This window comes from Streptomyces virginiae, assembly GCF_040638905.1.
GTDB lineage: Bacteria > Actinomycetota > Actinomycetes > Streptomycetales > Streptomycetaceae > Streptomyces > Streptomyces virginiae_B.
Window position 1 is genome coordinate 1 of sequence record NZ_JBEZYV010000023.1, and the last position, 11,948, is coordinate 11,948.

Here is an 11,948-nt window from a genome sequence, read left to right on the forward strand (position 1 = left end):
GTGTCCCCGCAGGACGAGCGCGCAACCACCGGGCACAGCCGCGATCGCTCGCACGCGCCGAGCCGAGGAGACACCCCTCCCCGGCCCCGCGGACCGGCCCGCGCCGGGCCCGGATCCCGGACCGACCGGCTCGCTCCCGGAACGCGCAGCCGAACCCAGCGCCGCCGGCGATTGAGGCGCGGGGTCCGGGGCGGAGCCCCGGCACCAGCGGCCACGGCCGGGGCGGGCCGCATGACTCAGGCCGCGGTGAAGCGGGCGCCCGCTTCACCGCGGAGTCGGCCGGGCGGCAGCCGGCGGCCGAAGGCGAGCAGGAGCAGGTCCTGCGCCGTGCCCCGGACGGGCGAGCCGGAGCCGTACGACCAGTCCAGGTCCTCGGCGCACAGCCGTACTCCGTCCATGTCGACCCCGAAGAACCGCAGGCCGCTGGGCCGGATCCCGGCGAGCAGGACGCGCAGCCGGTCCTCGGGGACGCGCCGGTCGAGGCCGAGGGCGACCGTGATGTCCAGTCCGTGCACCACGTCGTGGCCGAGGGCCGCCGCGAACCCGCCGACCGGCGGCGTCCACGGGTGGTGGGCGCCGTCCCGCAGGAACGCCGAGAGCTCGGCCGTCGAATGGGCGGCCGCGTCCCTGCGCGCAAGCCGGTCGGTCATGCGGTGCAGGTTCCCGCGGGCCTTGGCGAGTTCGCCCATGGTCGCGGCCAGGGAGAGCCGGAACCCCATCGACATGTGGGCCACGACCTCGCGGACCCGCCAACCCACGCAAAGGCTGGGCTCGTTCCACTGGTCGTCCCGCAGGGCGTCGAGCAGATCGGCCAACTCGTGGCGTTCCGCCGCGATCAAAGCCCTGATCTGGGCCTTCCGCACCTTGTGAGAAGTCGTGTTCGCCATGTGATCCAGCCTGCGGCCAACGCCGCCATACCTCCAATAGATTGATCTGCTCCTGCCTAGAATCATCGGTTATGGAACTCCGCCAGCTGCGCTATCTCGTCGCCGTCGTCGAGGAGGGCGGTTTCACCCGCGCCGCCGCCCGGCTGCATCTGGCCCAGCCCGGGCTCAGCGCCCAGATCCGCCAGTTGGAGAAGGAGCTCGGGCAGCCGCTGCTCGACCGGTCCGGCCGGTCGGTGACGCCGACCGAGGTGGGCCGGGCCGTCCTGCCGTACGCGCGGGCGGCGCTGGCCGCCGCGGACGCGGTGCGCCAGACCGTGGACGAGCACACCGGGCTGCTGCGCGGCAGGGTCACGCTGGGGCTGGTCTCCGGGGCCACCGGCCATGCCTTCGACGTCGCCGCGTTCCTCGCGGAGTTCCACGGCGCCCACCCCGCCCTGGAGATCGCCCTGACCGAGGACACCTCGGAGCGGATGCAGACCGCGCTGCTGGCCGGCGAGATCGACATCGCCCTCCTCGGACCCACGGGGGAAGAGCCCCCGCCAGGCCTCACCCACCGGACGGTCATCGACGTGCCGCTCGGCGCCGCCGTCGCATCCGGTGACCCGCTGCTCGCCCCCGCCGGCCGCACCACGGTTCCCCTGGCCGAGTTGCGCGGCCGGCCGCTGATCTGCCTCCCGCGCGGTACCGGCGTACGGGCGGCACTCGAACGGGGCTGCGCCCGGGCCGGGTTCCGGCCCCGGGTGGCCTTCGAGGCGGCGTCCCCGCAGGTCCTCGCGCAACTCGCCGCCCGCGGGCTGGGCATCGCGGTGATGCCCCTCGGGGAAGAGGGGCCCCGTCCCGGCGGTGTGCTGCGCTCCCTGAGGATCGTGGAGCCGGGCCTGCGTGCCCGTATCGTCCTCGCCTGGCCGGCCACCGGACCCGCGAGCCCCGCCGCGCGGGCGCTCCTGGAGCGCCTGCGTGACGCTCTGCCCGAGAGCAGGGGGACGGCGTCACCGCGCTGACCACGTGGTCGTGCCCGTGCCCAGGCCGATCGTGGCACGGGGCCGCATGGGCTCGTCACCGCGGCGGGAGAGCAGCACGACCTCGTCCACCCGTGCCGCCGTGCTGCCCAGGCGGGCCGTGCATTGCGCGGCCAGGCCCCGGGGGTCGCGGGTACGCCCGAGGGAGAGGTGCGGGGTGAACGAGGGGAACCGGCCGCGGCATGCCGGAAAGGGCTCCGCGAGGCTCTCCTGGAGCGCCGTCCACGGGGCGAGGCCGGCCGCGGCGGGGTCCAGCCACACGGTGGCGTAGCCGCGGTGCCGGAACGCGCGCACCCCGCCGAGCCGGATGTCGAACGGCTCGATGCCGGCGGCCGCGGCCGCCAGCAGCGGGGCGGCAAGGTCGAAGTCGTCCTCCGGGACGAAGCCGAAGACCAGGTTCACGTGCGGGGGCCAGCGGCGGATCTGGGGGTCGTGCTCCGCCCGGATGCTCTGGACGGCGGGCCACAGTCCGGCCGGCGGAAGCCACACCACGGCGGTCCGGGGCGTGGGTGCCACCCCCAGGAAGCCGGGGACGGCGGGGACGCCGGCTCCGCCGTCGGCGGCCGGGGACACGTTCACACGGCCATGATGCCCCCGGACACCGGCCAAGGACGTGGGCCGGCGGCCTCAGCCGGTGAACGAGCCGTGGCGGCCCGCTCCGGCCGCGAAACGGTCGGCGCCGGCCTGGGTCTCACCGGTGGTGAGCGGAACGAGGCCGTGCCGGTATTCGGCCGCCAGGGCCTCCCGCTCCCCCAGGCCGTGCTGTTGTCGTACGGAGAGCCGGTCGTGGCGCAGGCAGGCCTGCGGGAACCCGGCGATCTCGTGCGCGAGGCGTTCCGCCGCGGTGCGGGCTTCCCCGGGCGGTACGAGGCGGTTGACGAGCCCGATCCCGTGGGCCTCGGCGGCGGTCACGGGGCGGCCGGTGAGGATCAGGTCCATGGCGCGGCTCTCGCCGATCAGGCGGGGCAGCCGCACCGTACCGCCGTCGATCAGCGGCACTCCCCAGCGACGGCAGAACACACCGAGGGTCGCGTCCTCCTCCGCGACCCTCAGATCACACCACAGGGCCAGTTCGAGCCCGCCCGCCACCGCGTGCCCGCTGATCGCGGCGATCACGGGTTTGCTCAGCTCCATCCGCGTGGGACCCATGGGGCCGTCGCCCTCGGCCCGCACCCGGTTGCCGCGGTCGGTCCCGACGGCCTTCAGGTCGGCGCCCGCGCAGAACGTACCGCCCTCGCCCCACAGGACGGCGACGGCCGCGTCCTCGTCCGCCTCGAAGGCGCGGAAGGCCTCGGCGAGCCGGGCCGCGGTCGGGCCGTCGACCGCGTTGCGGACCCCCGGGCGGTCGAGGATCACCGTGGTGACGGGGCCGTCCCGTTCGATCCGGACGGCGCCCGGTTCTGCTGGCGGGGTGGCGGCGGGTGTCGTTCCCGGTGATGCGGAGGTCGTGGCCACGGCGGAACTCCATGGGTCGAGTGGTGCTGTCGGATGCGGAGGAGGTGCGATCGACCACTCTGGGGCCATCACGCGCCCGGCACGAGAGGGGCGCGGTGCACGGCACGGCCGGCCGCCCGGACACACACGTTCGAACCGGGCCGAAAGGGGTATACGTCCTGTCTGGATTCGGTGAAGAGACCCAGACGGCGAGACCAGAGATGTCCCAGTGCAAGGTCCCCGACTACCGCACCGGCCACCGCGGCCGCCACTGGACGCATGCGCTGCGCAGTGCCCAGCGGGCCGGGGCCGTCATCGTGACCGACGACACCCGCGAGCCGGTGAGCTACGCCCACGACAGCACCGGGCCCGGCCGCTTCCGGCCCTGGGTCACCGCCGCGGGCGATCGCTACGACAGTCACGACGTCCACCCCGAGTGGTAGCCGTCGCTCCGTGGTCACGCGCGGCGGACCGGGGTCACGCACGCCGGCGGACCGGGGTCACGCACGCGGCGGACCGGCCGCGCAGGAGGGGCACAGCCCGCGGTAGACGATCTCGACGTCGGACACCGCGAAGCCGAAACGCTCCTGCGTCGGCAGGCCCGCCAGCGCGTCGCCGGTCGGGTGGACGTCGCGGATGAGGCCGCAGCCGGAGCACACGAGGTGCTGGTGCGGGTGGTGCGCGTTGGGGTCGTAGCGCTTGGCGCGCCCGTGCGCGGAGAGTTCCGCGACCTCACCGAGGGCGACCAGCTCGCCCAGGGTGTTGTAGACGCTGGCCCGGGAGATCTCGGGCAGCCGCCGGGCCGCACGGGCGTGCACCTCGTCGGCGGTGAGGTGCACGTGCTCGCCGTCGAGGACCTCCGCGACGACACGCCGCTGGGACGTCATGCGCCAGCCGCGCCCCCGCAGCCGCTCCAGCAGGTCACTCATTTCGCTCACCAGTTCGGACTCGGCGGGACAAAGGAAGTGGGCGGACCTGTCACGGGCCCGAAAAGCGAGCTACAGGTTACCCGGCGATGATGCGGGCGGGGCTTTCCACAACGCCTGCGCGATAACGATGATCCTACGATCCTTCCCCTTATCCCCTCTTTCCCGCGCGGGCGGAAACCGGGAAAGCCGGTTGGGCGGGGAAGCCCTGCGTGTTCTCTCCGCCGCGCGGTCCGCGGTGCGCGACCATACGGACGCCGTCAAGAGCGAGCAGCCAGCAGTTGGAAGCACCGAGACAGGAAGAAGGACGGACGTGTCCGGCAGCGAAAGCGAGAACCCAGCAATCCCTTCCCCGACCCCCGCGCCCACTCGTCCCAGGACGAACCGGGACTGGTGGCCGAATCAGCTGGACCTTCAGGTTCTCCACCAGAACTCGCCCCAGGCCAATCCGATGGACGAGGGCTTCGACTACGCGGAAGAGTTCGCGACCCTGGACGTCGACGCGCTGAAGCGGGACGTCTTCGAGGTGATGACGACCTCGCAGGAGTGGTGGCCCGCCGACTACGGCCACTACGGGCCGCTCTTCATCCGGATGAGCTGGCACGCCGCGGGTACCTACCGCATCGCCGACGGCCGCGGCGGCGGAGGTTCCGGCGCGCAGCGCTTCGCCCCCCTCAACAGCTGGCCGGACAACGCGAGTCTGGACAAGGCGCGCCGTCTGCTCTGGCCGGTCAAGCGGAAGTACGGGCGGAAGATCTCGTGGGCCGACCTTCTGGTTTTCGCGGGCAACTGCGCTATGGAATCAATGGGGTTCAAGACGTTCGGATTCGGCTTCGGACGGGAGGACATCTGGGAGCCCGAGGAGGTCTTCTGGGGCCCCGAGGACACCTGGCTCGGGGACGAGCGCTACAGCGGCGACCGGGAACTCACCGGTCCTTTCGGCGCGGTGCAGATGGGTTTGATCTACGTCAATCCCGAGGGCCCCGACGGCAATCCGGATCCGATCGCCGCCGCCAGGGACATTCGTGAAACGTTCGGGCGCATGGCGATGAACGACGAGGAGACCGTCGCGCTCATCGTCGGCGGCCACACGTTCGGCAAGTGTCACGGTGCGGTCGACCCCGAGTACGTCGGTCCGGAGCCGGAGGCCGCCCCGCTGGAGCAGCAGGGCCTCGGCTGGCACAACTCGCACGGCAGCGGCAGGGGCGTCGACACGATCACCAGCGGGCTCGAGGGCGCGTGGACGACCGAGCCGACGAAGTGGGACAACGGCTATCTGGACAACCTGTTCACGTACGACTGGGAGCTGACGAGGAGCCCCGCCGGCGCGCAGCAGTGGACGCCCAAGGATGCCGCGGCGCAGGGCACGGTGCCGGACGCGCACGATCCCGCCAAGCGGCACGCCCCCATGATGCTGACGACGGACCTCGCGCTGAAGGTGGATCCGGTCTACGCGCCGATCTCGAAGAGCTTCCACGAGAACCCGGACAAGCTCGCCGAGGCGTTCGCCAAGGCCTGGTACAAGCTGCTGCACCGCGACATGGGGCCCATCTCGCGGTACCTCGGCCCGTGGATCCCCGAACCGCAGCTGTGGCAGGACCCCCTCCCCGCGGTCGACCACGAGCTGGTCTCGGCCGGGGACGTCGCCGCCCTCAAGGGCCGGATCCTCGCCTCGGGACTGACCGTCTCCCAACTGGTCACCACGGCCTGGGCGTCCGCGGCCAGCTTCCGCAGCACCGACAAGCGCGGCGGGGCCAACGGCGCCCGGATCCGGCTCGCGCCGCAGAAGGACTGGGAGGTCAACGACCTGCCCGAGGTGACCGAGGTGGTGCGGGCCCTTGAAGGGATCCAGCAGGACTTCAACGGCTCCCAGGACGGGGGGACCAAGGTTTCCCTCGCCGACCTGATCGTCCTGGGCGGGTGTGCGGCGGTCGAACAGGCCGCGAAGAACGCCGGGCACGACATCACGGTCCCGTTCGCGCCGGGGCGCACGGACGCCACGCAGGAACAGACCGACCTGGAGTCCTTCGCCGTGCTCGAACCGAGGGCCGACGGATTCCGCAACTACCTCCCGGCGGGAGAGAAGCTGTCGCCGGAGACCCTGCTGCTGGACCGTGCGAGCATGCTCAACCTGACGGCGCCCGAGATGACGGTGCTGGTCGGCGGTATGCGGGCCCTGAACACCGGCTTCGGGCGCGCCGCGCACGGTGTGTTCACCGACCGGCCGGAGACGCTGACCAACGACTTCTTCGTCAACCTGCTCGACATGGGCACGCAGTGGAAGGCGTCGGCCGCGGACGAGAACGTGTTCGAGGGACGCGACGCCGGCGGCGAGGGCGAACCCAAGTGGACCGCCACCGCCGTGGACCTCGTGTTCGGTGCGAACTCCCAGCTCCGGGCCATCTCGGAGGTCTACGCGTCCGAGGACGCGCGGGAGAAGTTCGTCCGTGACTTCGTGGCGGCCTGGGACAAGGTCATGAACCTCGACCGGTTCGACCTCGTCTGACGCGGGAGTCCCGGCCGGCCGCTCGTGGCGGCCGGCCGGGACGTCAGCCGTGTGTCAGAGGGAGCTCTTCGACGCGGTGGAGACGACGCACTCCTTGTACTCGCTGCCGTCGCCCTTGCCGGTGTACGGCGCGGTGGCCTCGGTCTGCTGGGAGGCGCCGGCCTTGACCTTGAGTCCGGTCACCCGGGCCTGGGCCGCGACCGCGCTGGAGCCGGCGGCCGGGTTGAACTTCATGGTGATGCTGTAAGTCTGGTCCAGCGAGCCGCTGTTGGTGACGGTCAGTCGGGCGACCAGGTTCTTGCCGGAGCTGTCCAGCTTGCAGCTGTCGATCCTGATGTCGCGCTCGGCCTTGTCCCTGCTGGTACCGCCGGTGGTGGTGCCGCCGGAGCTGCTGCTCGTACCGCTGGCGCCGCTGGTGCTGTCGCTGCCGCCGCTACCGCTGGTGGTGCTACCGCTGCTGCCGCCGGAGCTGCTGGAGCTGCTGCTTCCGCCACAGCTGGCGCCGTGGGAACCCCGGGCACCCGTCAGCGCGACGATGGCGATGCCGAAGACGGCTATGGCACGGACATGACGAAACTTCACGTTTGAACCCCGTTGGAATGTCAGGAACCGAAATGCGCTCACCTTGACGAGCACACGTCACCCTAACAGCGGATTCGGACAACGCCCTTCGATGCCATTGCGCCACGCCCGCACCCCCGAACGGCCCCCGGCCGCCCTCAGCCGGCGTCGACGACGAGGTCGGCACGGTGGCGGCCGCGGGCGATGAGGCGGGCGTTCGCCTCGTCCGAACGGGCCACCCACGCACGCGCGTCGGCCGGCTCCCTGCCGTGGCGCACATGCCGTTCGACCAGGCGACGGACCCGTGTCTCCTCGTCCGGGGCGCAGTACCAGGTCTCGTCCAGCAGCGGCCGCACCCCGGCCCATTCCCCCGCGTCGTGCAGCAGGTAGTTCCCCTCGGTGATCACCAGCGGTACGTCCGGAGGGACGGGGATGCTGCCGGCGATCGGCTCCTCGATGGAGCGGTCGAAGGCGGGCGCGTAGACCGTGGCCCCGTCGGGCGCGCGCAGGCGGAGCAGCAGCGACACGTATCCGGCCGCGTCGAAGGTGTCCGGGGCGCCCTTGCGGTCGGCGCGCCCCAGCCGGTGCAGCTCGGCCTGGGCGAGGTGGAACCCGTCCATGGGGACCACCACGGCCGTGCGCGGACCGAGCGCTTCGGCCAGCCGGGCGGCGAGGGTCGACTTACCGGCGCCCGGCGGTCCGGCCACCCCGAGGATCCGCCGGCCGCCCTGCGCGGCCAGCGCGGCCGCCCTCGCCACCAGCTCCGTCGTCGTCTTCACGTGCGTATCCTGCCCGAGGCCCGCGCCGCGGGCGGAAAGCACGGAGGACCGTGAGTGCCTGCTCAAGGCCGCTTCCAGCCCCAGGCCGTGAGCATGCCCGGTGACAATCCCGTGCATCCGGGGGAATCGAGGTAGCGCACGGCCTCGTCGAGCTGTCCGTCGTCGACCAGGCCGGTGCCCACCATGGCCTCGCGGGCACGTTCCCAGGTGTCGGCCCAGAACCTGCTGATCGGGCTGCCCGGCTGGAGGGGCAGTACGTGGATCTCGGCCGCCACGGATTCCAGACCGGCCTCCCGCAACAGTTCGGGATGGCGGGGCACTTGGGAGACGTCCGTGCCGATGCTCTCGCGCAGCCCCTGCCACATGGCCCGCATGGCGCGGGTGTACGGCGTGTCGGGCGCGGAGGCCGTGGTCAGGTCGACCGCGTCGCTGACGACGAGTACGCCGCCGGGTGCGAGAAGCCGGCTCAGCCTGGCGACCATGCGCTGCGGTGAGGGCAGGTGCATGAGCACGAACCGGGCGTGGACCAGCCGGAAGGCGCCCTGAGTGAAGTCGTCGGCGGTGACGTCCGCCTGGAGCACGGTCAGTCCGGTCACGGGGTGCGCGGCGAGGAAGCGCACGTCGCGGTCCACGGCCAGGACCTCGGCGACGCCCGCTTCCTCCAGGAGGCGGCGGGCCACCGTGCCCGTTCCCGCTCCCACCTCCAGGCAGGTCCAGCCGGGGCCCGCTCCCAGCGTGCGGAGCCGGGCCATGGTCGTGTCGTCGTACGTGAGGGCTCCGAGGTCGATCCGGTCGCCCTCGCCTCCCTGGTCCGGCCGGAAGACCCGCTCGCCGTAACGCCCCTCGCCCGGGGAGCCGGCGCCTTCCGGTGACAGTCCTGTGTCAGCCATGGGGCAATTGTCCCGTCGATCGGCCGTGCCCGCGTGGCGCAGGGCCCGCCGCACGGGACCGGGCCGGGTGTGCGCGCCGTCAGGCTCCGCCCGCCCGGGTGGAGAGCGAGGCGTGCCAGGCCGGGGGTTCCGCGGCCGGCTCCGGCGCGGCCCGGCGGCCGCCCGTCGCGAAGAAGGCCGACAGCGGGAGCGTGGCCGCGCCGACCGTGACCGCGTCCGGTCCCAGCGAACCGAGGCCCACCGTGACCCGTCCGGCCGGGTGGCGCAGCGAGTAGCGGGTCGTGTGCTCCCGGACCGACGGCAGGATGTAGGGGCCGAGCAGCAGGCCCGCCCAGCCGCCGATCAGGATCCGCTCCGGCTGGAACAGGTTGACCAGGTCCGACAGGCCGGCGCCCAGGTACTCCGCAGTCTCCTCCAGGACCTCCACGGCCACCGGATCCGCCGCGCGCGCCGCTGCGAGCAGGTCCGCGAGGGCCTCCTCCTCGTCCACTGCCCCGGGCCGGCCGGGGCCGCCGCCGCGTTCCGCCCACCGGGCCAGCAGTGACTCCGCGCCCGTGTATGCCTCCAGACAGCCCAGCGCGCCGCAACGGCAGCGCCTGCCGCGCACGGAGACGGTCAGGTGGCCCCACTCGAGGGGGGTGCCCTCGGTGCTTCCGCCGTCCGGGGAGCCGTCGGTGATCAGGCTCGCGCCGACGCCCGAGCCGAAGAGCACGACGACCGCGTCCTTGGCGCCCCGTCCGGCGCCGAACCACATCTCCGCCTGGCCGAGCGTGCGCGCGCCGTTGTCGATGATGTAGGGGACCTCCTCGGGCAGGGCCCCGGTGGCCCGCAGCAGCCGTTCCAGCGGGACCGCGTCCCAGCCGATCGTCTGGCCGTGGACCATGGATCCGCCCGGTGCGTCGTGGTCCACGATGCCCGGCACGCCGACCCCGACGCCCAGCAGCCGGCCCGCGCCGATCCCCGCGTCGGCCAGGACGGTGGCGATGCCCGTCCTGACGTGGTCGACGATCGGGCCGACGTCGTAGCAGCCGCGCGGCAGCAACGGCATCTCGGCGCGGGCGAGTTCGGTCAGGGCGAGGTCGAACAGCTCGACGCGGACCCGGGTCTCGCCGACGTCGACGCCGATCATGTGTGCGCTGCCGGGGCGGACACGCAGCAGGGTGCGGGGCCGGCCGCCGTCCGAGTCGACGACCCCGGCCTCCTCCAGCAGCCCGTCGGCGACGAGTTCGCCGACGACGTTACTGACGGATCCGGAACTCAGCCCGGTGGCCGGTCCGAGTTCCTGGCGGCTCATGGGGCCCCCGAAGTACAGCCGCTGGAGCACGGCGCTGCGGTTGCCGCGCCGCAGGTCCCGTACCGTGCGTCCGCCTCGCCCTGTGGTCATCTGGCCCCTTCCACCGTCACGTCCTCGTGACACCGCTCGCAACATACCCTTGCGCGACCACTTGACGCGACCCTTCCACGAGGCTTAACTCACGTCCTAAATTAAGCCCTGGGCCAAACCGTCGGTCCAGCGCAGCAGGCGTTCCGCAGGACACCGGCCTTCCTCCCGACCTCTCCGAAAGGGACCGAGCCGTCATGCGCAGATGCACAACCACAGCCACAACCACAGCCGCGGTCAAAGCCACGGCCGCAGCCGTCACCGCCGCCGCCCTGCTCGCCACCGCCACCGGGTGCGGTGGCGGTTCCACCGACGGCGCCGGCTCGAACTCCGCCCCCGGCGAGCTCACGTACTGGGCCTCCAACCAGGGCGCTGACATAGCCGCCGACCAGGCCGCCCTCGGCCCGGAGCTGAAGAAGTTCGAGGAGCGGACCGGCATCAAGGTCAAACTGGAGGTGATCCCATGGTCCGACCTGCTCAACCGGATCCTCGCCGCGACCGCCTCCGGGCAGGGACCCGACGTCCTGAACATCGGCAACACCTGGTCCGCCTCGCTGCAGGCCACCGGGGCGCTGCTGCCCTGGAACACCGAGAACTTCGAGGCCGTCGGAGGCCGGGACCGCTTCGTGGCGTCGGCCATGGGCTCGGCCGGGGCCGCCGGCCAGGACCCGGCCGCCGTCCCCCTCTACTCCATGGCGTACGCCCTCTACTACAACAAGAAGATGTTCCAGGAGGCGGGCATCGACAAGCCGCCCGCCACCTGGGACGAGCTCGTCGAGACCGGCCGGAGGATCAGCGGCGACGGAAAGTCCGGCAAGTGGGCCCTGGGGGCCGAGGGCGCCAACCTCGCCAACAACATCCACCAGGTCTTCGTCCTGTCCCGGCAGCACGGCGGTTCCTTCTTCGACGCCGCCGGCAGGCCCACCTTCGACACCCCTGCCAACGTCGACGCCGTCAAGCAGTACGTCGACCTGATGGCCAAGGACGGGATCGTCGCGCCGGGCAATGCCGAATACGACAAGAACCAGTCCCTCCAGGACTTCGCGAGCGGCCGGACCGCCATGGTGCTGTGGCAGAACGCGGCCGGTTCGTTCAAGGCCCACGGCATGAAGGAGGGCGACTGGGGCACGGCCCCCGTCCCGGTCCCGGCCGGCGCCGCCCCGGGAACGGACGCGAGCGGCGCGAACGTCAACTCCATGGTCGCCGGCATCAACATGGCCGTCTTCAAGAACACCGACAACCTCGACGGCGCCCTGAAGTTCGTGGGGTTCATGACCAGCGACGAGGAGCAGAAGGTGCTCAACAGGACCTACGGCTCCATCCCGCCCGTCAAGGCGGCGCAGAGCGACCCCGCCTTCGCGGACCAGGACCTCACCGTGCTGCGCGACACGCTCGCCACCAGCGCCGCCCCGCTCCCCCAGGTGCCCGAGGAGTCGCAGTTCGAGACCACCGTCGGCACGGCCGTCAAGGAGCTCTTCGCCGATGCCGCGGCGGGCCGGCCGGTGACCACCGAGTCGGTCAGGGCCAAGCTCGCCAAGGCCCAGCAGCAGATGGCGAACTGAGAC

The 11,948-nt window shown here is 72.4% G+C and carries 12 protein-coding genes; 4 read left to right on the forward strand and 8 right to left on the reverse strand.

The window, feature by feature from the left end; all coding sequences use genetic code 11:
* Positions 1-236 precede the first annotated feature (236 nt).
* The gene (locus tag AB0F82_RS26325) at positions 237-887 is read right to left on the reverse strand and encodes a maleylpyruvate isomerase family mycothiol-dependent enzyme (RefSeq protein ID WP_362631804.1); all 651 of its coding nucleotides are present in this window, start codon (positions 885-887) and stop codon (positions 237-239) included.
* 71 nt (positions 888-958) lie between these two features.
* Here AB0F82_RS26325 and AB0F82_RS26330 point away from each other — a divergent pair, with 71 nt between their 5' ends.
* Positions 959-1,888 (forward strand): LysR family transcriptional regulator, encoded by a 930-nt coding sequence (locus tag AB0F82_RS26330; RefSeq protein WP_362631806.1) that lies wholly within the window; start codon positions 959-961, stop codon positions 1,886-1,888.
* Here AB0F82_RS26330 and AB0F82_RS26335 read toward each other — a convergent pair.
* Both AB0F82_RS26335 and AB0F82_RS26340 read right to left on the reverse strand, forming a co-directional pair.
* The gene (locus AB0F82_RS26335; protein WP_362631808.1) at positions 1,877-2,485 is read right to left on the reverse strand and encodes a 2'-5' RNA ligase family protein; all 609 of its coding nucleotides are present in this window, start codon (positions 2,483-2,485) and stop codon (positions 1,877-1,879) included. The genes AB0F82_RS26330 and AB0F82_RS26335 overlap by 12 nt on opposite strands.
* Before the next feature lie 48 nt (positions 2,486-2,533).
* Positions 2,534-3,289 carry a crotonase/enoyl-CoA hydratase family protein gene (locus tag AB0F82_RS26340; protein ID WP_362631973.1) on the reverse strand — a complete coding sequence of 252 codons (756 nt, stop codon included), beginning with the start codon at positions 3,287-3,289 and terminating at the stop codon, positions 2,534-2,536.
* Between the two features lie 272 nt (positions 3,290-3,561).
* Here AB0F82_RS26340 and AB0F82_RS26345 point away from each other — a divergent pair, with 272 nt between their 5' ends.
* A complete protein-coding gene (locus AB0F82_RS26345) occupies positions 3,562-3,783 on the forward strand; it encodes a hypothetical protein (RefSeq protein WP_362631810.1) in 222 nt (73 codons plus the stop codon).
* A 57-nt stretch (positions 3,784-3,840) separates the two neighbouring features.
* Here AB0F82_RS26345 and AB0F82_RS26350 read toward each other — a convergent pair whose 3' ends face one another.
* Positions 3,841-4,269, reverse strand: a complete 429-nt coding sequence (locus tag AB0F82_RS26350) for a Fur family transcriptional regulator (RefSeq protein ID WP_362631812.1) — start codon at positions 4,267-4,269, stop codon at positions 3,841-3,843.
* Positions 4,270-4,579: 310 nt separating this feature from the next.
* Here AB0F82_RS26350 and katG point away from each other — a divergent pair, with 310 nt between their 5' ends.
* On the forward strand, positions 4,580-6,772 hold the full coding sequence (gene katG / locus AB0F82_RS26355) for a catalase/peroxidase HPI (protein WP_362631814.1): 2,193 nt from the start codon (positions 4,580-4,582) through the stop codon (positions 6,770-6,772).
* A 54-nt stretch (positions 6,773-6,826) separates the two neighbouring features.
* Here the strand turns inward: katG and AB0F82_RS26360 are convergent, their stop codons facing one another.
* From AB0F82_RS26360 to AB0F82_RS26375, 4 genes are all read right to left on the reverse strand, one after another.
* Positions 6,827-7,354, reverse strand: a complete 528-nt coding sequence (locus AB0F82_RS26360; protein WP_362631816.1) for a hypothetical protein — start codon at positions 7,352-7,354, stop codon at positions 6,827-6,829.
* Positions 7,355-7,491: 137 nt separating this feature from the next.
* The gene (locus AB0F82_RS26365) at positions 7,492-8,112 is read right to left on the reverse strand and encodes a nucleoside/nucleotide kinase family protein (RefSeq protein WP_362631818.1); all 621 of its coding nucleotides are present in this window, start codon (positions 8,110-8,112) and stop codon (positions 7,492-7,494) included.
* Positions 8,113-8,174: 62 nt separating this feature from the next.
* Positions 8,175-9,002 (reverse strand): class I SAM-dependent methyltransferase, encoded by an 828-nt coding sequence (locus AB0F82_RS26370; protein WP_362631820.1) that lies wholly within the window; start codon positions 9,000-9,002, stop codon positions 8,175-8,177.
* A 79-nt stretch (positions 9,003-9,081) separates the two neighbouring features.
* The gene (locus tag AB0F82_RS26375; protein ID WP_362631822.1) at positions 9,082-10,386 is read right to left on the reverse strand and encodes an ROK family transcriptional regulator; all 1,305 of its coding nucleotides are present in this window, start codon (positions 10,384-10,386) and stop codon (positions 9,082-9,084) included.
* Between the two features lie 194 nt (positions 10,387-10,580).
* On the opposite strand from AB0F82_RS26375, the gene AB0F82_RS26380 reads away from it, so the two are divergent.
* Positions 10,581-11,945 carry an ABC transporter substrate-binding protein gene (locus AB0F82_RS26380; protein WP_362631824.1) on the forward strand — a complete coding sequence of 455 codons (1,365 nt, stop codon included), beginning with the start codon at positions 10,581-10,583 and terminating at the stop codon, positions 11,943-11,945.
* Positions 11,946-11,948 lie beyond the last annotated feature (3 nt).

What these genes read in the sequence shown, in the direction of transcription:
- AB0F82_RS26325 (WP_362631804.1), bottom strand. Translation starts at nt 887, where the DNA reads ATGGCGAACACGACTTCTCACAAGGTGCGGAAGGCCCAGATCAGGGCT.
- AB0F82_RS26330 (WP_362631806.1), top strand. Translation starts at nt 959, where the DNA reads ATGGAACTCCGCCAGCTGCGCTATCTCGTCGCCGTCGTCGAGGAGGGC.
- AB0F82_RS26345 (WP_362631810.1), top strand. Translation starts at nt 3,562, where the DNA reads ATGTCCCAGTGCAAGGTCCCCGACTACCGCACCGGCCACCGCGGCCGC.
- AB0F82_RS26350 (WP_362631812.1), bottom strand. Translation starts at nt 4,269, where the DNA reads ATGAGTGACCTGCTGGAGCGGCTGCGGGGGCGCGGCTGGCGCATGACG.
- AB0F82_RS26370 (WP_362631820.1), bottom strand. Translation starts at nt 9,002, where the DNA reads ATGGCTGACACAGGACTGTCACCGGAAGGCGCCGGCTCCCCGGGCGAG.
- AB0F82_RS26375 (WP_362631822.1), bottom strand. Translation starts at nt 10,386, where the DNA reads ATGACCACAGGGCGAGGCGGACGCACGGTACGGGACCTGCGGCGCGGC.
- AB0F82_RS26380 (WP_362631824.1), top strand. Translation starts at nt 10,581, where the DNA reads ATGCGCAGATGCACAACCACAGCCACAACCACAGCCGCGGTCAAAGCC.